Annotated in this window: 19 protein-coding genes and 1 pseudogene; 18 read left to right on the top strand and 2 right to left on the bottom strand. The window is 63.5% G+C overall.

What is annotated here, in order from left to right; translation table 11 throughout:
• Positions 1-5 precede the first annotated feature (5 nt).
• The 13 genes from QM797_RS13030 to QM797_RS13090 all read left to right on the top strand — a co-directional run bounded on the left by QM797_RS13030 (position 6) and on the right by QM797_RS13090 (position 14,516).
• Positions 6-713 carry a GAF domain-containing protein gene (locus tag QM797_RS13030; RefSeq protein WP_283276024.1) on the top strand — a complete coding sequence of 236 codons (708 nt, stop codon included), beginning with the start codon at positions 6-8 and terminating at the stop codon, positions 711-713.
• Positions 714-865: 152 nt separating this feature from the next.
• The gene (locus QM797_RS13035) at positions 866-2,344 is read left to right on the top strand and encodes a sugar transferase (protein ID WP_283276026.1); all 1,479 of its coding nucleotides are present in this window, start codon (positions 866-868) and stop codon (positions 2,342-2,344) included.
• A 40-nt stretch (positions 2,345-2,384) separates the two neighbouring features.
• Positions 2,385-3,758 (top strand): O-antigen ligase family protein, encoded by a 1,374-nt coding sequence (locus QM797_RS13040; protein ID WP_283276027.1) that lies wholly within the window; start codon positions 2,385-2,387, stop codon positions 3,756-3,758.
• Positions 3,668-4,720, top strand: coding sequence for a glycosyltransferase family 4 protein (locus tag QM797_RS13045; protein ID WP_283276028.1), 1,053 nt, complete (start codon positions 3,668-3,670; stop codon positions 4,718-4,720). Before QM797_RS13040 ends, QM797_RS13045 begins: the two co-directional genes overlap by 91 nt.
• The gene (locus QM797_RS13050) at positions 4,720-6,246 is read left to right on the top strand and encodes a flippase (RefSeq protein WP_283276029.1); all 1,527 of its coding nucleotides are present in this window, start codon (positions 4,720-4,722) and stop codon (positions 6,244-6,246) included. Before QM797_RS13045 ends, QM797_RS13050 begins: the two co-directional genes overlap by 1 nt.
• Positions 6,247-6,522: 276 nt before the next feature.
• Complete coding sequence (locus QM797_RS13055) at positions 6,523-7,755, top strand: YveK family protein (protein WP_283276030.1); 1,233 nt, start codon at positions 6,523-6,525, stop codon at positions 7,753-7,755.
• Positions 7,745-8,854, top strand: coding sequence for a glycosyltransferase (locus tag QM797_RS13060; RefSeq protein ID WP_283276031.1), 1,110 nt, complete (start codon positions 7,745-7,747; stop codon positions 8,852-8,854). Before QM797_RS13055 ends, QM797_RS13060 begins: the two co-directional genes overlap by 11 nt.
• On the top strand, positions 8,841-10,106 hold the full coding sequence (locus QM797_RS13065) for a hypothetical protein (protein WP_283276032.1): 1,266 nt from the start codon (positions 8,841-8,843) through the stop codon (positions 10,104-10,106). Before QM797_RS13060 ends, QM797_RS13065 begins: the two co-directional genes overlap by 14 nt.
• Before the next feature lie 39 nt (positions 10,107-10,145).
• The gene (locus QM797_RS13070; RefSeq protein ID WP_283276034.1) at positions 10,146-11,231 is read left to right on the top strand and encodes a glycosyltransferase family 4 protein; all 1,086 of its coding nucleotides are present in this window, start codon (positions 10,146-10,148) and stop codon (positions 11,229-11,231) included.
• Positions 11,232-11,337: 106 nt separating this feature from the next.
• The gene (locus QM797_RS13075) at positions 11,338-11,922 is read left to right on the top strand and encodes a giguanylate cyclase (protein WP_283276035.1); all 585 of its coding nucleotides are present in this window, start codon (positions 11,338-11,340) and stop codon (positions 11,920-11,922) included.
• A 65-nt stretch (positions 11,923-11,987) separates the two neighbouring features.
• Entirely contained in the window at positions 11,988-12,917 is a 930-nt protein-coding gene (locus QM797_RS13080) for an aldo/keto reductase (protein ID WP_283276036.1), read from the top strand.
• A 193-nt stretch (positions 12,918-13,110) separates the two neighbouring features.
• Positions 13,111-13,473 carry an STAS domain-containing protein gene (locus QM797_RS13085; RefSeq protein WP_283276038.1) on the top strand — a complete coding sequence of 121 codons (363 nt, stop codon included), beginning with the start codon at positions 13,111-13,113 and terminating at the stop codon, positions 13,471-13,473.
• Between the two features lie 146 nt (positions 13,474-13,619).
• Positions 13,620-14,516 (top strand): glucose 1-dehydrogenase, encoded by an 897-nt coding sequence (locus tag QM797_RS13090; protein ID WP_283276039.1) that lies wholly within the window; start codon positions 13,620-13,622, stop codon positions 14,514-14,516.
• Here QM797_RS13090 and QM797_RS13095 read toward each other — a convergent pair.
• Positions 14,513-14,755 (bottom strand): annotated as a pseudogene (locus QM797_RS13095) (MFS transporter); the annotation flags it as partial. The gene QM797_RS13090 and the pseudogene QM797_RS13095 overlap by 4 nt on opposite strands.
• Before the next feature lie 88 nt (positions 14,756-14,843).
• Between QM797_RS13095 and QM797_RS13100 the strand changes: the two are divergent.
• The 4 genes from QM797_RS13100 to QM797_RS13115 all read left to right on the top strand — a co-directional run bounded on the left by QM797_RS13100 (position 14,844) and on the right by QM797_RS13115 (position 18,418).
• Positions 14,844-15,797 (top strand): ABC transporter substrate-binding protein, encoded by a 954-nt coding sequence (locus QM797_RS13100; protein WP_283276040.1) that lies wholly within the window; start codon positions 14,844-14,846, stop codon positions 15,795-15,797.
• 94 nt (positions 15,798-15,891) lie between these two features.
• The gene (locus QM797_RS13105; RefSeq protein ID WP_283276041.1) at positions 15,892-16,863 is read left to right on the top strand and encodes an alpha/beta hydrolase; all 972 of its coding nucleotides are present in this window, start codon (positions 15,892-15,894) and stop codon (positions 16,861-16,863) included.
• Positions 16,864-16,872: 9 nt separating this feature from the next.
• A complete protein-coding gene (locus QM797_RS13110; protein WP_283276042.1) occupies positions 16,873-17,922 on the top strand; it encodes a helix-turn-helix domain-containing protein in 1,050 nt (349 codons plus the stop codon).
• 7 nt (positions 17,923-17,929) lie between these two features.
• A complete protein-coding gene (locus tag QM797_RS13115; protein WP_283276043.1) occupies positions 17,930-18,418 on the top strand; it encodes an SRPBCC family protein in 489 nt (162 codons plus the stop codon).
• A gap of 1 nt (position 18,419) precedes the next feature.
• Here the strand turns inward: QM797_RS13115 and QM797_RS13120 are convergent, their stop codons facing one another.
• Positions 18,420-18,701, bottom strand: coding sequence for a DUF7218 family protein (locus QM797_RS13120; protein WP_283276044.1), 282 nt, complete (start codon positions 18,699-18,701; stop codon positions 18,420-18,422).
• 410 nt (positions 18,702-19,111) lie between these two features.
• Between QM797_RS13120 and QM797_RS13125 the strand changes: the two genes are divergently transcribed.
• On the top strand, positions 19,112-19,819 hold the full coding sequence (locus tag QM797_RS13125) for an enoyl-CoA hydratase-related protein (protein ID WP_283276045.1): 708 nt from the start codon (positions 19,112-19,114) through the stop codon (positions 19,817-19,819).
• The last annotated feature ends 5 nt before the right edge of the window (positions 19,820-19,824 follow it).

Consider the following 19,824-nt stretch of genomic DNA (forward strand, 5'->3'; position numbering starts at 1 on the left):
GCCCAATGACTACAGGCTTTCCCGGTTTCGACGAGCGTCTCAACGAGTTGCTCGCCCAGCAGGCGGGCAAACTCGGTCTGTCTTCCGAGGCATACATTCGCAGAGCGGTTGTCGACCGAATCGTGCAAGAACTGTCTGCAGATTCCGATTCCGACGTCGGCGTGCTGCTTCGCGCTCTGCAGGAGAGCTCGGAGAAGGGTGTCGGTCCCGCTGAGGTCACGCGAGCGTTCGGCACCCCGATCGACGACCCCGACAGACTGGCCGCCGTTGCCCGAACAGGGCTGATGGACACCGGATCCGATGCCGGGTACGACAGGATCGTGGCCATGGTCGCCGATGCGCTGAGCGCCCCGTCGGCAGCATTCTCGCTTCTCGACGACAAGCGTCAGTACTTCAAGAGCGCTCTCGGACTTCCGGCGGAACTCGGTGGCGCGCAGGAGGTCCCCCTCGATGGGTCGATCTGCCGCTATGCGATCGATCTAGGTCAGCCCTTGGTGGTCGAAGACGCTCGACTCAACGACATCCTCAAGGATCACCCCTCTGTGCAGGGCAACCTTCTCGTGTCCTACCTCGGAGTTCCGCTCACCGACGACGCCGGCCACTCCGTGGGCACCCTGTGCGTATGGGATCAGCAACCGAGGCAGTGGACGACCGGTCACGTACAGATACTTCAGGATCTGGCGTGGATAATTCGCGAGCGAGTTTTCGAATAAGTGGGTTATTTCCCGACAAATATAAGCATTTTCGGCTTGCAACCGACTTCAGGTCTTTTTCGATAAGTCGACCGGGTGGCCGCTTTCGTACCGGTATACATTAAATGGGATATTCGGGACCAACCGATCCGAACTAGTCACCGGAAGTAGCTGTGCCGAAAACACTGGAATCACCGCACTCTCGGCCGAAGATTGCCGAGGCAAACACCGTTGCAGCCGGTCGGCACCTCGTCGATCGGCTTCGAGTCGATCCTCTCAACACCACGATCACCGTTGCGGTGGATGTGCTCGCTGCAGTTGTCGCCCTGATCGGAGCATTGCTCTGGTACTCGGGGAGTCTCACCGACGCCGGCTGGCTTCCGTGGCTCTTTCTGCCGCTGCTCATCGGAATACTCGCCGGCAAGTCGATGTACAGGCGCAGCCTTCGTCGCAATTTCCTCGACGAGATCGGCCCGGCCGAAACCGCTGTCGCGTTCGCGTCGCTCGCGCTGTTGGTCGTGATGTTCTTGGCAAACACCGACTACCGGCCCAGCGCGGTCGTGCTACGCCTGTGGTTGCTGAGCGGCGTCACGGTCGCCCTCGCCCGCTTGATCCGTGTTGTCGTCCAGCGCATGATTCGCACCAAGTTCGGATCCGCCGCGCCGACCATCGTGCTGGGTAACGATCCGGTTGCGCACCAACTTGTTTCGCGGACACGCCAGTTCCCCGAGTACGGTCTCGCTCCGGTCGGCTACGTCGGCCAGGCACCGATCGCCGACGTCTCGACTGGGGGCGATCTGCCCGATCTGCCGCACCTCGGACTGCCGAGCGATTTCGAGGCAGTTGCACGCAGGACCGGTGCAGAGGAATTGATCGTGGCATTCGCTACGACAGAAGACCGAGTATTGGTCGGCGCGATCAGGACGGCTCACCGACTCGGCATACGAGTGTGGGTGGTGCCCAGGCTCTACGACGCCGTCGGCGTCAACAGTCGCGTCGAGCACATCGGCGGCCTGCCGTTGATGGTGTTGCCGCACGTGAACCCCAAAGGGTGGCAGTTCGCTCTCAAAGGTGTCCTGGACCGCGTTCTGACCGCGTTCGGTCTCCTGCTCCTCTCCCCCGTCTTTCTGACACTGATGCTGCTCGTGCGCCTGAGCTCCCCTGGCCCGATCTTCTTCGCGCAGGAGCGAATCGGCCGCGACGGATTGCCGTTCCATTGCCTGAAGTTTCGTTCCATGCGGCCGCCGCGGGCATCGGACGCGGCGTTCGAGCGGAAGGCCGGGGACGCACCCGGTGGTGTCGAGGGCGTCGACCGACGAACGCGAATCGGCAAGATCATGCGACAAACCTCCCTGGACGAACTACCCCAGTTGCTCAATGTACTTCGCGGCGACATGAGCTTGGTCGGCCCGCGGCCGGAGAGACCCGAATACGTCGACCTGTTCGAGATGCAGATCCGACGGTACGGCGAGCGCCACCGGGTCAAGGCCGGTGTGACGGGATGGGCTCAGGTTCACGGCCTTCGCGGCCAGACTTCCATCGCGGACCGAGCGGAGTGGGACAACTACTACATCGAGAACTGGTCTGTCTGGCTCGATGTCAAGATCCTGTTTCTCACGGTGCTGGCCGTTCTGAAGCGCGCCGAGGACTGATCGTGGTCTACGCCGAACACGCCCACGTTCGGGTCGCCCCGTGATCACGTACGTTGCGCTGGCTTTCGGCGCAGCGGTGGTGCTGGCGCTCGGCTGCGCGGCGGCATCGGCGATCTACCGCCGACCACAGCGTGGAGTGTTGTTGTTGGCGGCACTGGTTCCACTGCACGGACTTCTGGTTCTCGTCCCCCTTCCCGGGGTCGTATCCGGCTGGAAGGAAGGCCTCGTCGTGTTCACGGTTCTGTGTGCGTGGCTGCGCCGACCGCGTCACATCCGTGGCTCGACTCCTCGGGTGTTCATGCCGTGGTGGCCTGCGGCTGCCGTCTTCGTCGTGTTCGGCAGCGTATCCGCATTCGCTACCTTCGGAGTCGTCGGCCTGTTCGGCATCAAGGTGACTTTCTTCTACGTACTGCTGGTGGTCGTCATGTGGCTCGCGCCGTTCGACGCCACGGACCGTGACCACCTCGTCTCCGTTCTCATGGGGATGGGTATGTTCACGTCCGCCGTCGGCATCGCCCAACTGGTGGCTGGGCCGGCCGCACTCGTGTCACTGGGTTACGAATACGGCACGCAGGTCCGAACCTCGGGTGGACTACTGCGCACATTCAGCACGTTCAACCTGCCGTTCCCGTTCGGGCTGTACGTGATGTTGGCGTTGCTCGTGGGTGGTGCGGTCGCCTTGGCCGATCCACGCCGTCGCCGAAACATGTTGTTTCTCTGTGCAACTCCGATGATGGTGATCGCGATGTCCAGTTCGATCGTGCGAGGAGCTATTCTCGGGCTCGCGGTCGGAGTCATCTACCTGATCGCCGTGCGTTTTCGATACCTCGCCGCGCCACTTGCTCTGGCGGCACTGGCCGTCGGAGTCGCGGTGCCCTTCGTACCCAAGATCACGTCGGTCTTCTTCTCGTCGAGCAGTCTGGGTCAACGCGGCGACGGCTGGGCCAACATCATTGCCAGCATTCTGATCCATCCCGTCGGCACGGGTCTGGGATCGAGTGGTTCTGCGGCAGACCGCATCTCCACCGCAGAGGGCACGGCGTTCACGCAGTCCGGGCTCTCGACCAATTACCAGCCCGACAACTATTACGTGAAGGCTTTGCTCGAACTGGGTCCGATCGGCCTCTGGGCGGTGGTGGCGCTGCTGGTGACGTCACTGATGTGGTGCACGCGCCTGTCCCGTGCACTACCGGGTGACGACGGCGCGCTCACCCTCGGCGTCGGTGCTTCGATCGTCGCTGCCATGTTCGCCAGTCTCGTCTCCACGTATTTCGAGATCTTTCCGATCGATGTCTATTTCTGGCTCTTGTTAGGAGTGGTGGGATGCGCAGCAGCGCAACACGAATCGTCTTCGGGGCGCTCGCCCTCCGGCCGGGCGGAAGCGGAGTACAGACCTACATTCGCGAGCTCCTGAACGAACTACCACATCGGCTGTCCGACACCGATCTCGCCGCGGTGGTACAGCGCGACGCCGTCGGCGAGCTCCCGCCCTCGGTTCGGGCCATCGAGCGTCCTGTCACGAGCGGTGCGGCTCGCGCAGTGCTCGGAGCTCTCCCCGTCGGTCGGTGTGATGTCGTGCACGGCCTGGACGTCGACCTTCCGTTCCTCACCAAAGCCTTCACAGTTGCCACGGTGCACGATCTTTCGGTCATCGATATGCCGTCGGCATCGAGCCGATTTCGGGCGGCGGGTGAACAGCGGTTGGTTCGCCGTGCGCTACGTCGTGCAGATCTGTTGATTGCGGTCTCGCAGTTCACCGCCGACCGGATCAAAGCAGTCAGCGGGCGCGACGCCACCGTGGTCGGCCTGGCACCCGCAGCGTGGGCTGCCGTCCCCACCGAAAGCCGAATAGACGGCGTCCGGTCCAAGTACGACCTGCCGGACCGTTTTGTGATGCAGGTCGGAACGGTGGAGCCTCGCAAGAACGTTCAGCTGGTGGCCGACGCGGCGGAGAGCCTCGGTATCCCGTGCCTACTGGCCGGGGCCGGCTCGACCGGCCCCCACGCTCCCCGCAATTCCCGTGGGCTCGGGTACGTCGATGTCGAGGATCTGCCTGCCCTCTATGCTGCCGCGACCGTCACCGCGTACGCCTCTCGCTACGAGGGCTACGGACTCCCGCCCGTCGAGGCCATGGCCTCGGGCGGTGCGGTGGTCGCCAGTGCCGTCGGTGCCCTCCCCGACGTCGTCGGTGACGGTGCTGTACTCGTCGGATCGGAGAATGTGGACGACTGGGTGGACGCGATGAAGCCCATCGCGTTCGACGCGGACGCGCGCGCAGCCCTCGTCTCTGCGGCAGCGGCTGCCTCCCGCGAGATCAGTTGGCGTCGAACAGCGGAACTCACTGCCGATGCGTATCGAGCCGCAGGCGCGGTCTGATGGCCGAGGACCTTGCACTCGACGGCACCGAGCAGCCCCCCGACTACCGCGCGATCGCCGCGGATCCGAAGGCTGCGGCCAAGGCCACGATTGCCGTCCTGATCAGCCGAGTGATCATCGCGGCCCTGGGATGGGCAGGCAGCGTCGTCATCGCGCGGTCCCTCGGACCGGACGACTGGGGGCAGTTCAGCTTCGTCTTCGCGCTGCTCGGCTTGATGTCCGTCGTCACCGATCTGGGAGTCGGACGCGTCGTACTGGCGAAACTGATGGACGACGATCCTGAAGAAATCGGTCGAACGGCATCGTCGTTCCTGGCTCTACGTACCGTCCTCGGGTTGGTGGGGTACGTGCTGGCCGTCGCGTACGTTCTCCTACTTCAGTATCCGGCGGAGGTGGTACTCGCGACAGTGCTCGGCGGATTGGTGGTCGTGTTCGCCACACCGGGCCATGCCTTGAGCGTCCTCTTCCAGAGCCGTCACCGCCTGGTGCTGGTGGCCGTGGCCGAAAGTGCCGGTCAGGCAATCCAACTGGCCTTGACCGTGTTGGCGGCCGTACTGGCCCCCACCCTGCTGATATTCGTGCTTCCGGCAGTGGTCAACGAAGTGTTCAAGCTGGTCACAAAAGGTTTCGGCATAGGCAACCGTTCCATGGGGCTGAAGCCGTCGAGACACATCGAAGTGCGCCGCTGGGGACCGTATCTGCGCGAGGCCGTGCCACTGGCGATCGGCTTCGCCCTCACCATTGCCATGCTCAAGATCGACATGCTGATGCTCAGCCTCCTCGACACCTTCGAGGCCGTAGGACTGTATTCCATCGGCTACAAATTCTCCGACTTGATCGACACCTTCGTGTTGGCGGCGGTGGCACCGATCAGCACCCTTCTCGTCGCGTCGTGGCCCCACGACACCACAGCATTTCGAGCTCGCTCACGTTCGGCCGCACTGCTGTTCGCGCTGTTCGGCGCGATGGCTGTCGCAGCGTTCGTACCGTCGGCCGAGCCGTTGATCGGCCTACTGTACGGCGATAGATTCGTCGACGGAGCGCACGCAGCCCGTCTGCTCGTGATCGGCGCTTCGCTGATGTCGTTGGTGATGCTGGGCATCTTTCTGCTCGCATCGGCCGGAATGCAGCGGCACTACCCCGTGGTGGCGTTGGTGGGACTGGCCCTGAACATCGGGTTGAACCTGGTCCTGATCCCGCGGATGTCGTACGACGGAGCTGCTGTATCCACCGTCGTGACGATCGGAACCACCCTCGTCCTGCTGTGGATCGTGATTGCGCGAAGTATGCCCGTTTCCAGACTGTTTCCGTTGCAGTCCATTTCGGTCGTCGTCGTGATCACCACTGCCACGACGGTCGGGGGCTGGTTTCTGGTACAGCACTACCCCGGTCTGTGGCTGCTCGTGTCCGTTGCAGCAGCACTACTGGTCGCAACCTCGCTGTACGCGTTCATCGCCATCGGACTCGTCGAGTCACCGTTGCCGGGATCAGCCGAGAAAGGACGACACCGTGCACGCTCCCAGTGAAGACCGCAGGTACACCGGACACATCGCCCGGTTCGTTCCGCGCGCTGCGGAGTCGAAGTTCGGTTTCGCGATTTTTACAGACCGCTGCACATGTTATTCCAATGTTGTTGATATGCAGTTCCATTCACGAACGGCACGGCTACGCGAACAGCGCTGGTGCCCGGCTATCATCGAGCCCGTCGGCTCCACGAATAACCGAAGCGGTACATCCGCTTGCATCGACGACGGAAGGGTACGCGGTTGATGTCCGTCCACGATGCCGTACACCGGGGCGACGTGCCCCCACCGATCGACCTCGCGGGACATATGCGTGAGCTCGTCCGTACGCTGCTGCCCGCCGTGATCATTGCTGCGCTGGTCGGTGCGGGCGTGTTCTACCTCAGGAGCGAACTCACCGAGAAGCAGTACGCCGCGTCGATCGTCGCCGAGATCGAACCGGCCCAAACTCTCGTTCCCGGTGACGCGTTCATCGAGCAGATGCGCGCACCGTTCATCGAGTTGGCCACCGATCGCGGCGTGCTCGACGCTGCCCTCTCACAGGTCGACACCGATATGGACGCGGCCGAACTGGCCTCGAGCGTGGAGCTCGCTCCCGGCACCTCACCCGCGCTGCTGACCGTGACGGTGACGACCCGATCTCCCGAACTCGCCGCAGATCTGGCCGAGGCGATGGTATCGACCATGGCAAGTACTTCCTCTGCCAACGCGATCCGCGACTCGCGGGAGCGAACGGACGAGGGACAATCCACCATCGACGCACAACAGTCGCGGGTGGATGCTCTCCCCGCCGACGATCCGAGTCGGGCTGCATCGCTGTCCGAGTTGGCCGAACTACGCACCCGCCAGAGCGAACTCGAGGCCACGGCGAGCGGAGATCGACTGGTTGTGTTGTCGAACCCCGAGCAGAGCACCACTCCGGTCTCACCGAAACCGGTCTCGGAGGCGCTCGTCGCAGCTCTTGCTGCCCTCATCGTCGCGGCCGAATTGATCGTGTTGCTTCGAGGACGACTCGGCCGCAAGCCCTCTCGCTCCTGGGCACGTCGCGTATCCCGTCGATACGGTGCGCACTTCGACCCGGCAACCGGCGACCCGGTACCGCCCGTCGTCGCTTCACGGATCGCGGCCCTCGAGCGCGGCGACCGGCCTGCGTCCAGAAGTGCGCGACACGCTGTGCCCAAGGGCGACACCTTGATTCTCGTGCTGGTCGGGCAAGGTGCGGTCTTCGAGTCGACGCAGGGTCAGGGACCGACAACCGAACATCGTGGAGTCACATCGGAATTCGGCCTCTCGGAACTGTGGTGGCAGTACACCGACGTGGGTGACGTCGAGACCGTCGTGGTGCTGGTGTCGAAACGTGGACGGGACAAGAAGGCCGCAACTGCGGCGCTGCGGCGACTGGACGACTTCGACATTCCCGTACACCTGGTATTGCAGAACAAGAACTCGACCCGACGAGCAGAACAGACCGCGCAGACGATCGCGCCGGAGGGCCAACGCCATGCCAGCTGACAGAATTGCCGTCGTACACGAGAGATTCACCGAGATCGCCGGATCCGAGCACGTCATCGAACAACTTGCTCTGCACTGGCCCGCGGCCGAGGTGTTCGCACCCATCTCCCGGCCGTCCGGGGTTCCGTCGGGAATCAGCAGGGACCCGCACACGTCCGGCCTCAATCGTGTGTACAACGCGTTGGGCCAACGCTCCTACGCACCCGTTCTGCCGATGATGCCGTTGGCCTTTCGCCGCATGCCACTGAGCGGTTTCGACGCAGTCGTGGTGAGCCATCATGCCTTTGCAACTCAGGCCGTGTTCGCCACCGACTCCCCGGTGATCGCCTACGTGCACAGCCCGGCACGGTGGGCCTGGGACCCCGAACTGCGCGCAGGCGAAGGTGGCGGCAGAGCCGGAGCGGCGATACTGACGGCGCTGTCGGCCGTTGCCCGTCGATGCGAGATCGCTGCCGCACCGAAGTTGACGACCGTGGTGGCCAACTCGACTGCGGTCGCACGTCGGATCGAAGACTGGTGGGGCCGAGACGACGCCGTGGTGGTCCATCCTCCGGTCGACACGCAGGGCTTCACTCCGGATCCGTCGATCGAGCGTGAGAACTTCTTCTTGCTTGCCGGCCGACTGGTCCCCTACAAGCGTCCGGACATTGCGGTGCGCGCCGCCGCCGTGGCCGACGTTCCCCTCGTGGTGGCGGGAGACGGCCGTGCGATGGACGCCTGCCGGAAACTCGCCGGACCGAAAACGACCTTCCTCGGACGAGTTTCACACGAGAAGCTCCTCGAATTACACCGAACGACGCGCGCCCTTCTGATGCCGGGAGTAGAGGACTTCGGCATCGTCCCCGTCGAGTCCATGGCAACCGGAACACCGGTCATCGCGCTGGGAGACGGCGGTGCCGTGGACTCCGTGATTCCGGGTAAGACCGGCCTGCATGTGCAGCCGGGCTCCGACGAGGCAGTCGTCGCCGGGTTCGCCGAGGCCATGCGATCGTTCACTCCCGGAGACTTCGACCGCAGTGAGATTCGCGCGTGGGCCGAGGGCTTCTCGAGGGCCAACTTCCGCAGTCGTATGCAGGAGGTCGTCGATGCCGTCCGCTGAGCGTCGTTACCGCTCGACTGCGCTGGATCGCGTCTTCGCCGATACCCGAATAGTCACCGCGGTCGGCCCTGTTCGGGGCCTCGACATCGAGCGCACGCGACAAACGCTCACCGCCGCCGAACACGTCGATGCGGCACCGCACATCGCGCTCGAACCACGGTCGGATGCCCGACGGTGGCGGTACCGCAGCGACATCGCCGGCGACAATGTCATATCGAGCAGCAGCCCCACCGAAGACCTGGGGCAGATGCTGACCGATATTCGATCGCGGAAAGGTGCACGCGGTCCACTCGAGGTGGTCGTGTTCGACGACCATCTCGCTGTCGACTATTCGCACGGAATCGGGGACGGCCAGATCGGCGTCCTCATGTTGGCGGCATTCTGCGACGATGCCGACGGGTCACTCGTTCCCGGACTGGCCGCAGGATTGCCGCCGAGCACGACGTGGAACGCTCTGTGGCGTCACTATTCTCGAAATCCGAGGACGCTGGCGGACTTCTGGGCATTGCGCGCTCGCCATCGGTCGGAGACGAACGGCAGGTCCGGTCCCCGTCGCCGTATCGAGAACTGGGAAGCCGGAAAAGTCAGCCGCGCCGGATACATGAGCAGAACCAGAGTCGACGAGCTCAAGCACTGGGCGGCCGAGAACCTGCCTGGAGCGACCGCTGCGTCGATCTCGATTGCCCTGTGGAGCGCCGCTCTACGAGCAGAATCCGTCGACGTCGACGATCACATCATGGTGTTGTTCAACAGCAGGCGCTATCTCGATCCGGCTCAGCAGAGCGCGCACGGGAACTTTGCCGTCGGCATTCCACTTCACCTCCCCTCGAACACAACGCCCGTCGGTATCGCCGCGGCAATGCGTGAGGTGATCGAATCCGGCTGGCCCATAGCAGTACTGGGCATGTCACATCTCCGCGATATGGCGTCGCGTATTCGACCTTCGGCGCAGTCACCTGACGAGAATTCGGTCGTCGAGGTTCCCGAGACGTTGCGGTTGGCCGTCAGCGACCTCGGGCGAGTGCGAGTGTTCGATCACCTCGAGTGGTCCGACGACGGCAGGCCCCCGCAGATGGCCGCATCACTGGAACCGGACGGCCCGGACGGCTGCACGATGCTCATCGCCGAAATCGCGGGTGGGCGAACCTACACGGCCTCGTTCTGCAGCAAGATGGTCGACGTGGCCGTAATGGATGCAGCGCTGCGGAGAATGTGTGAAGACCCAGTCGCGCTGCTCCGCGATGCGTATTGATCTGCCAGAACCACCTTCGCTGCACAGACGGGCCGACACATGACCGACGAATCGACAGTGCTGTTCCTGGCCCACACCGGGCAGGTCTCCGGTGCCGAAAAGGTCCTGTTGGACTTGATCGACGAGGCCGAGCGCCGCGGCCACGACACCGTGATCGCATGTCCGAACGGCCCTTTGGCCGATCGCCTCCCGAAGACGACGCGACACATTCCCATCGGCGAACTCGGTCTCGGTGGCGAACGAGGAGCGGCCAGAGGCATCGCGGCGATGCGGATGTTCGCGCGGTGGGTAACCGCATCACGTGCAGTGCGCACCATTGCCCGCGCGCCGGGTACGGCCACTGTCGTCAACTCGCTCTTCGCCCTCCCCGTCGCCGCGTTGTCCCGCCCGCCCCGCGGTGCCTCATGGCTGGTCCACGACACCATGACGTCTCTCAAGCAACGTCTTGTCGTTCGCTACGCCCGCTCCGCAATACGAGTGGCGGTCTCCGTATCGGATGCCACTGCGGTACCTCTGCGTGCGGCCGGGCTTCCGGTCGTTGTGTCACACAACGGAGTTCAGTGGCCGGTACCGCGTTTCGGCGGCGAGCTGCATTCCCCGCCGGTTGTCGGCATACTCGCCCTCCTCACGCCGTGGAAGGGCCATCGAGTACTTCTCGATGCCGTGGCCACCCTCCCCGATATCCGTGTCGAACTGGCAGGAGGCAGCTTCCCCGGTGATCGCGAGTACGTCGCGGAGATCCACGAGCGAGCGTCTCGACCCGACCTGGCGGGCCGTGTCGAGTTCCTCGGACATATCGACGCTCCATCCGCACTGCGCAGATGGGATGTGGTCGTTTCGGCAAGTACGTCACCGGAGGCCGGTCCATTGTCGGTGTTGGAAGCAATGTCGTACGGATTGCCGGTGATCGGAACCGACCACGGCGGCACCCATGAGTTCCTCGCCGATGGTGCCGGAATTCTCGTCGAGCCCGGTGACGCCGCCGCCCTCGCCGGTGCAATCTCGACCGTCATCGGCGACTCGGATCGGCGTCGCGCCCTCGGAAGCGCCGCGAGATACCGGGTCGCGAGCCGCCACGACATCAGTGAGACGCTTCCCGAACTATTGGCACGCCTGACCAGCTGATCGATGCGCCGCACGGGCAGCATAGGAGTCGGGACTCGGCGAAAGTCGGTCCTCGGCTCAGACGGCTGTGTTTCAATCGGTTGCCGATGGAACGATAGGGGCCGAAATGACTCGCGCTGCGACCAGATCGAACGTGCATTACCAGTGGGGCGTCGGGGTGATGACATCTCTCGCCATCACCACTGTGGTCAAGCGCATCGTCTCGGCTGCTGCGCTGTCCATGGCCCTTGTGGTCACCCTCGAGCTGGCGTTCGGCTACGGGGCGACCACACCGCTCCCCTCGATCGTGCAATGGACGTCCATGATCGCCGCGTACATCATGGGCGCGTTCTGGTGGTTCGGTCCGTGGCCGACGCTCGGGCAGGCGTTCGCCTTCGTCGTCATAGCCGACCTCGCGATCTTCGGGGCCACCATCACTGCGAATTTTGCGCCCGAGGTCACGCTCGGAAAATGTACATTCCTCATTCCGATGGGAATGCTCGCGGGCTTCTTCTTCGACAAGTGGCGTCTGGCCGCCCACATCGCACTATGCCTGCTCGGCACGTCCATTGTCGCGGTGTACATCGTGATGGAGCGGGATGTGGACATATTCGTCGCGGTTGTTCTGTGGGCACCGATCGTGGTGACACTGACCGGCTTCGTGTTGATACTGCAGGCCACCACGCAATCCATGCGCCTGGAGTTCGAGTAGCGATCGTTGCCCGAGGACCCGCCTGTTCGGCGGACTGAACCCGACCCTCGAACAGGATATCCACCGTGCGCACCTTTCCCCTCCCCCACACCGGCGCGATCGTCTCGAGCATCGTGCTGGGGTTCATGCGCATCACCGATCTGGACGAGAACCAGATCAGAAGGTTGGTGAACACCGCCCTCGACGTGGGAGTCACCGTGTTCGACCACGCCGACATCTACGGCGGCACCCCGCACACGTGCGAGAAGCGTTTCGGAGATGCGGTGAAGCTGACTCCGACCCAGCGCGAGCGCGTCGATATTCAGAGCAAAGTGGGCATACGCGAAGGCTGGTTCGACTTCTCCAGGGATCACATCGTCACCACGGTCGAAAAATCCCTCACTGCGCTCGGTGTGGATCATCTGGACACGTTGCTGCTGCATCGACCGGACACCCTTGTCGAACCGGAGGATGTGGCAGCGGCGTTCGACGAGCTGCACGCGTCGGGCAAGGTCCTGGGCTTCGGCGTCTCCAACCACACACCCGGACAGATCGAGCTGCTGAAAACTGCTGTGAAGCAACCGATTCTGTTCGATCAAGTGCAACTGAGCATTGTGCATTCTCCTGTGATCGCGGCCGGCCTGACCGCCAACATGAGCTCGGAGGATCAATCGATCGATCGCGACAACGGATTGTTGGACTACGCGAGGGCGCGCGGAATCACCCTGCAGGCGTGGTCGCCCTTTCAGAGTGGGAGCGTCTCCGGCGTCTTCGTAGGCGACCGAGTGAATTATCCCGAACTCAACACCGCACTCGATGAGATTGCCGAGTCGCACGGCTCGACCCCGTCGGCGATCGCGACAGCCTGGATCACTCGGCATCCGGCGAACATCCAGGTGGTGCTGGGCACCACGAATCCCGATCGAGTGGTCGAGGCCGCGGCTGGTTCGGACCTGCGTTTGAGCAGGCAGGAGTGGTACCGGCTCTTCATCGCTGCCGGTCACACCTTGCCCTGAGAGTCGCTCAGCTGCGTCACATCCGCCGTTACCATCTCGTTACTCATTCGCTATCGCTCCGTGATGAAGAGGCCTCGATTCGGTGACGTTGCGGTGTCAAGATTGCCGCACGGCATGCGACGGAACCTGTAGCCCTCGGGTTCCACCCAGAGCATGCCGGTCGCTAGGCCATCCGAACTGAGAGGTTCGCACCGTGACTGTCACCGACCACTTCGAATCTCGAATCGCACCCATTGTGCGCAGCCGCCCCGGCTACTCGATCACGTCCGAGTCGTACTCGGCAGACCTGACTGTCGTCCGGGCAACCGGCGATCTCGAGCTGAACTCCTGCGCCGATCTGGAACACGCGATCCGGGAGGCCTCGAGCAAGGAAACCGTTGTGCTGCTGGACTTGTCGGCGGTGTCGTTCATCTACTCCGGTGCCGCCAGTGTGATCATCGACGCTGCCTCCCGCAGCGCCGGTCGACTCGAGGTCTTTGCACCGACCCGGCCGGCACGCATGATTCTCGAAGCCTTGGGTGCGGCGGCGATCGTGACGGATCCGCGCCGGTACTGACGGCCCAGGTTTGCGGACGGCCGCATCCGGCAAACCCTCGCTGGACAGCGACTCCGATCGGCACTGAACGTGAGTCGCTCTACGAGTCCGGGGCGGCTCTCGTATCGCCGTCCGGAGCACTTCACGCACCGAGGCGAGGATCGACGATGTCCGACCAGTTCAGTAAGACCGACCCCACTGCCGCATTCCCGATGCCAGAGCGGGCAGAGCAGAATCGCTTGGACCACCCCGGGCTCACGCGCGACATGGTGACCGCCCCAGATCACGGTGAGCACTCCTACCGAGGATCGGACCGTCTGCACGGTCGCAAGGCCTTGATCACCGGCGGCGATTCGGGAATCGGGCGGGCCGTCGCCCTGGCTTTTGCTCGCGAGGGGGCCGATGTGGTCATCGCTCATCTCGAATCCGAGGGTCCTGACGCTCAGGCCACCGTCGACCTGATCGAGAGTGCCGGACGAGCCGGCAGGGCGATCGCGTGTGACCTGACCGACGAAGATCAGTGCGTACAGCTGGTGGACACCGCGACCGACGTTCTCGGCGGACTCGACATCGTCGTCAACAACGCCGCGTTTCAGATGGCTCAGATGGGCGGCATCGCCGACATCACCACCGAGCAGTTCGATCGCGTACTGAAGACCAATCTGTACGCCCTGTTCTGGATCTCCAAACGCGCTGCAGAAACAATGGACGCAGGGGCGACCATCATCAACACCACCTCGATTCAGGCATCGAATCCATCTCCGGAGCTGATGGATTACGCCACCACCAAAGCGGGAATCGTAGCCTTCACCAAGGGCCTAGCCGGCGATCTGGCCGCGCGTGGCATTCGAGTCAACGCCGTTGCGCCAGGACCGATTTGGACCCCACTGATCCCGGCCACGATGCCGGTCGAGAAGTACGAGAAGTTCGGCGAAACTGTTCCTCTCGGACGACCCGGCCACCCCGCGGAGCTGGCTCCGGCGTATGTGTTCCTGGCATCGAACGAGTCGAGCTACATCACGGGCGAGACCATCGCCGTCACCGGCGGTACACCCTTCAATTGATCCATGGCCAAACCGAGGCCCATCAGCACCATCGACACCACGACCGGTCCCAGGTAAGTGGTTTCGGCCGTAGTTCCTATGCGCTGGGCGATCACCGTAGCCATGGGTGCGCCGATCGCGATGGACACCGCGAAGGGCAACGAGTGGATGCCGAACTGCAGCGGCGTCAGCTCAAGCACACCTTGAAAGCAGTGGGTGATCATGAACAGGAATCCGAACATACTGAAGTAGGCTTCCGCGCGTTGCAGACAGACCCTGTTTCGGTGCGACTCCACTAGGACATTGACCAGTTCTTCGAAATCAACTTAGGTTTGGTTTACTTAAGTCGTGAAGACACTCCCCCACTTGTCCGTAGCCCTCGGCGCGGTCCTTACTGCGTCCCTGGTCTCGTCCTGCGGCGCAGATACCGAGCCGGCGGCCCAAAAGTCGGCGACCCATGCGGTCACCACGCAGTTCGGCACCGTAGAAGTACCGGATCGAATCGAGTCGGTCGTCGTGATCGACGGACGACGCGACCTCGACATCGCCCTCGCATTCGACCTGCCCATCGTCGGCATTCCCGTGGAAACCGAGGCCCCGCCCGAAATTCCCGGTCCGCTGACCGAGCCCACCAGGATGCTGCTCGCGGACGGCGTCCCCGAGCTGTATCCGCGAAACACAGTCGACCTCGAAGCCATTGCACGCGTCGACCCGGACCTGATCATCGGCCGCGACGAAGTGATCGAAGAAATCTACGACCAGCTCAGCCGAATCGCGCCAGTACTGCCGGTGGGCTCCACCGGCACCGGAGTCAGCTGGCAGCAGGACGTGACAACGATCGGCGCGGCACTGAATCTGCAGGACGAGGCCCGAACGATAGTCGACGATTACACCACTCGCGTCGACGAACTCACGTTGCGGCATGCCGACGCGATCGCGAACACCACGGTCCTGCCTATCAGCACATCGGAGCAAGGCGGGATCTCGATAGGACGCGACCGGGTGACATCCTTCGCGCTCGAGGATGTGGGAGCCCGCTTCGGCTCCGCCTGGACCGCCGCCACCCCGGATATCGAATACGGACCGGAGAACGTCACTGCCGCGTCCGACGCCGCGGCGATGATTGCCGCAATCACGTCGGAGGAGGATCTGCAGGCGATGAACGCCAACCCACTGTGGACCGGATTACCGGCGGTGCGGACAGACCGGATCGTGCGGACCGACAAGTTCACCAACGACGGTGGGCCACTCACTGCACTCTGGACCCTTGACCTGGTGGACGAGCTTTACGCTTGGAGTTGATCACCGCTGCGATCCGACGCATGTCGGATGGAATCGACGAGAGTTCCTCCACCAGACAAGTGACACACAACACACTCGCGGTGATGATGAACTCATGACCACCTTCCCCACTCTCGACCCCGAACTCGCCGCAGCCGTCACGATGCTTCCGAGCCTCGATTTCGGCGACGTTCCGTCGGCACGATCGACGTTCACCGCACTCCTCGATGCCATGCTCGCCGATCTCTCGATGGACGGAGTATCCCTACGCGAGCTCACCGTCCCCGGGCTCGACGGTGCACCGGACGTCGTCGTCCGATTCTTCACGCCGGAACATGCCGACGGGCCGCTGCCTGTGCTGGTGTGGATCCACGGCGGCGGATTCGCAATCGGGACAGCCGCTTCCAGTGATCCCTACTGCCTGGATGTCGTCCGGGAACTCGGATTCGCAGTGGCGAGCGTCGAATACCGGCTCGCCCCGGAAACGCCGTTTCCGGGGCCGCTCGACGACTGCTACGCCGCGCTGACGTACATCCACTCGCACGCGGGCGAATTGGGAGTCGACCCGACGCGGATCGCCGTGGGAGGGCAGAGCGCCGGTGGTGGCCTAGCAGCCGGAACGGTTCTTCGAGCTCGCGACGAGGGCGTCGTTCCGGTGGCGTTCCAGCTGCTCGAGATTCCCGAACTCGACGACCGCCTCACCACCGTGTCGATGACCGAGTTCGTCGATACACCGATGTGGCACCGCCCCAATGCGATTCTGTCCTGGCAGTACTACCTCGGCGAGTCCTACAGCGGACCGGACGACCCGAACGTCTCGATCTACGCCGCCCCGGCTCGCGCCACCGATCTGGCCGGTCTTCCTGCGACGTATGTCGCGACGATGGAGCTCGATCCGCTTCGTGACGAGGGCATCGACTACGCGGTGCGGTTGCTGCGGGCGGGTGTGAGCGTCGAATTGCATTCGTTCCCCGGCACATTTCACGGCTCCGCGCTGCTGGCAACCGCGGAGGTGAGCAAGCGCGGGCATGCGGAGGCGTTGGACGCCCTGCGTAGGGGCTTGCGCCTTCGTGTACCCGCCTCGTAGCGTCGGTTCATGCAAGGACTGATGTACCGGCTCGCGGAGCTCGATGCCGACTCCGCGGGCCTGGTGCGCGTCATCGATTACTTCGATGCCCTGATCAGGCACGGCGCGGATACCTCGGCGATGCTGCGCGCCAGCGCGGCGTTGGCCGACTGCGTCGTGGGAATCGACGTCGTCGGCGCGTCCGGCGGACACCGCCAGCATGCGCGGTGCGATCCGAAGGGCCGCTGGCTGACTCAGGCTGCGGGTCAGCGGTCGGCAAACAAGGACGTCGTCGTCGACGACGTCGTGATGGGCTCGGTGTGGATCGAGCGCGCAGGTCCCGCGCTCGCTCTCGACGAGATGCTCGTAGATCGAATGGCCCTGACCGCAGCCATCATTCTGGTGCCCCGGCACAGTCCGTCCGCCGCCGAACACACCCGAGCGATGTTGTTTCCGATGGACGACATCGCACTGCTGAGTTCGCTGACCGCGTTGCACATCGAGCCGACCACACGCCTACGGGTTGCCATCTGTACTGCCGACTCACCACCGACAACGCACGCGCCGACGGCCGGCCGATCGGCACCGGTCACTGTCGACAACCATGTGCTGTATCTCCTGCCGGGCGAACCGTCAGCTCCGTGGGTCGGTTCCGGCCGCGTGGGCGTCTCGTTGCCCTTGCCGGCGTCTGCCATCCACCGACATCTCGGAAATGCTCGGTTCGCACTGGCGCAGGCAAGCGAGTCCGAGCCCGTTGTGATTGCCGACCGACTCGGCGCACTGAATCTGCTGGAGGCGGGAAATGCCCTGGCAGCCAGCGATATACCCGATCTCGTACGCGTAGCCGAACTTCGCACGACCACTCATGGGATCGAGCTCATCAGCACTCTCCGCACCTATCTGGGTTCGGGTAGTTTGCGCGCGACAGCCGACCGGATGCATCTACACCACAGCAGCGTCGCGCATCGACTGGCCAAAATATCGGAGGCGGTCGGCTATCCAGTCGATTCCATCGAGCACCGTGCCCGCGCAACAGCAATGATGATGGTGCTCGACGGAAGTGGTGTGGGAGACGCATAATCACTCGATGGCACCGACACCCGTGAGCACATTGCGGAGCACCGACAGCGGCTTTGCCCTCGAATTGACCAGAACCATCTCAGCACCACGCGAGGACGTGTGGGCACGCCTCACCGAATCGTCCCGGACGGCGTTGTGGTTCGGTCCGTGGGAGCGCATCTCGAACAACACTATTCGCGTCACGATGGCATTCGAGGAGGGTGCGCCTGCGTCGGACATGATCATCGACGCGTGTGAGCCGCCGAGCCTCCTGGCAGTGCGGATGACCGGCGAGGGCCAATGGCCGCTCGAGGTCCGCCTGACCGAGAGAGGCTCTGCGACCGTTCTCGTGCTGGTGCACAGCTGCGAAAGCACGGACGGGCTGGGAGACATCGGACCGGGATGGGAGTACTACCTGGATATGTTCGTCGCGGCCGGAGACGGCACCCCACCGCCGACTTTCGACTCCTACTACCCAGCGCAGCAGGGGTACTACTCAACGCTGCGCCCGCAGTGAATCAGTGGTGTCGGAGCGCGTCGATGAGCTCCTCCTTGTTCAATTTCGAGTAACCCTCAAGGCCCAGTTCTTTGGCTCTGTCGGTCAATTCGTCCACGGTCCAGTCATCGTAGGGTCCGGACTTCCCGCCCTTCTCACCGATCTGCTCCCTGCCTTCCTTCGCGGCTGCGTTCGAGATGCGAGCAGCCTTCTCCTTCGAGTTGCCTTCTTCTCGAAGCTTCTCGTACAGGCCCTGATCCTTCAGTTGCGGCTGGTCCTCGGTTTCGTTTTTCTTCGCGGGCATCGGAAACTTCCTCTCGCTGGACTGGATCGACTATCAGGTGCGCTACCCGGTCTGCACGACGACAAACCCATCTCCGCGAGTAGCAGGAGTGGTGAGCGTCGGTTCCGCTCCCACCCACCGCGACCGGTGCGCTTTATTGTTCTCGGCGGCAGTGGTCATCTCACCGGACTTCCTGACCGGGCAGATCGGTCGTAACGCGGCCACGGGCGACTACTTCTCCCTCGGATGGCTTGCCCCTTCGCCTGGGTACGGTGGCAGGCGCAGTCGGCTCCTCCGTGGCGAATCGCGAGGATATTCTCGGTGCCACCTACGGCCACCACGAACTGATTCGTCGAGAGTCGGCTACCAAGTCCTCGTAGCAACCCTCGGCGTTGTGAGTGAGAACAACCAGATGTGGGTACGTTCGGCAAATGCCATTTCTCGAACGCGTTGCCGATGTATTCGTGCTGGACCTCGGAAGCCGAGGTGTCGACGACACCGAAAACCGCATCAGTCCGTCTTGGGTTGCCGAGATCAACACCTTGCTCGACGAGGTCCAGGCCAGTTCCGGTGCTGCTGCGCTCGTCACCACAGCGACAGGCAAGTACTTCTCCACCGGAGTGGACCTGTCGTGGGGTGCCGAGAACCTCGACCAGATAAACCGCTTCATCGGCACCGTGCAGGAGATGTTGGTGCGCTTTCTGACGCTTCCCATGCAGACAGTCGCGGCCATGCAGGGGCACACATTCGGCGGTGCCGCATTTTTCGTGATGGCGCACGACTACCGAATCATGCGATCCGATCGCGGCTTCCTCTGCTTCCCCGGCGTCAACATCGGCGCGACCTACAGCCCGGGAACCGTCGACATGGTGCGAGCGAGGCTGGCACCGCATGCTTTCCACGAGGCACTCACCACCGGGCGCCGCTACGGCGGAGGCGACGCCATGGCACTGGGACTGGTCGATGCCGTATCGGCCGCGGATTCACTACTCGACGACGCCATCGCGCGCGCCGGCGAACTGGCCGGAACGCGAGGCGACGTTCTGGGCGAGATAAAGCGAACGATGTACGCCAACGAGATTCGGTCTCTGCTCAACCCGGTTGCCGGCGTAGACGAGATGGAATGGGCCTCGAAATAGGTACG

This window comes from Rhodococcus sp. IEGM 1381, assembly GCF_030056795.1.
Classification (GTDB): Bacteria; Actinomycetota; Actinomycetes; order Mycobacteriales; family Mycobacteriaceae; genus Rhodococcoides.

Excerpts from the sequence above, each read along its gene's own strand:
- QM797_RS13120 (WP_283276044.1), bottom strand. The coding sequence starts at position 18,701 with ATGCCCGCGAAGAAAAACGAAACCGAGGACCAGCCGCAACTGAAGGAT.
- QM797_RS13125 (WP_283276045.1), top strand. The coding sequence starts at position 19,112 with ATGCCATTTCTCGAACGCGTTGCCGATGTATTCGTGCTGGACCTCGGA.
- QM797_RS13050 (WP_283276029.1), top strand. The coding sequence starts at position 4,720 with ATGGCCGAGGACCTTGCACTCGACGGCACCGAGCAGCCCCCCGACTAC.
- QM797_RS13030 (WP_283276024.1), top strand. The coding sequence starts at position 6 with ATGACTACAGGCTTTCCCGGTTTCGACGAGCGTCTCAACGAGTTGCTC.
- QM797_RS13115 (WP_283276043.1), top strand. The coding sequence starts at position 17,930 with ATGGCACCGACACCCGTGAGCACATTGCGGAGCACCGACAGCGGCTTT.
- QM797_RS13110 (WP_283276042.1), top strand. The coding sequence starts at position 16,873 with ATGCAAGGACTGATGTACCGGCTCGCGGAGCTCGATGCCGACTCCGCG.
- QM797_RS13045 (WP_283276028.1), top strand. The coding sequence starts at position 3,668 with ATGCGCAGCAGCGCAACACGAATCGTCTTCGGGGCGCTCGCCCTCCGG.
- QM797_RS13105 (WP_283276041.1), top strand. The coding sequence starts at position 15,892 with ATGACCACCTTCCCCACTCTCGACCCCGAACTCGCCGCAGCCGTCACG.
- QM797_RS13070 (WP_283276034.1), top strand. The coding sequence starts at position 10,146 with ATGACCGACGAATCGACAGTGCTGTTCCTGGCCCACACCGGGCAGGTC.
- QM797_RS13065 (WP_283276032.1), top strand. The coding sequence starts at position 8,841 with ATGCCGTCCGCTGAGCGTCGTTACCGCTCGACTGCGCTGGATCGCGTC.
- QM797_RS13075 (WP_283276035.1), top strand. The coding sequence starts at position 11,338 with ATGACTCGCGCTGCGACCAGATCGAACGTGCATTACCAGTGGGGCGTC.
- QM797_RS13090 (WP_283276039.1), top strand. The coding sequence starts at position 13,620 with ATGTCCGACCAGTTCAGTAAGACCGACCCCACTGCCGCATTCCCGATG.
- QM797_RS13060 (WP_283276031.1), top strand. The coding sequence starts at position 7,745 with ATGCCAGCTGACAGAATTGCCGTCGTACACGAGAGATTCACCGAGATC.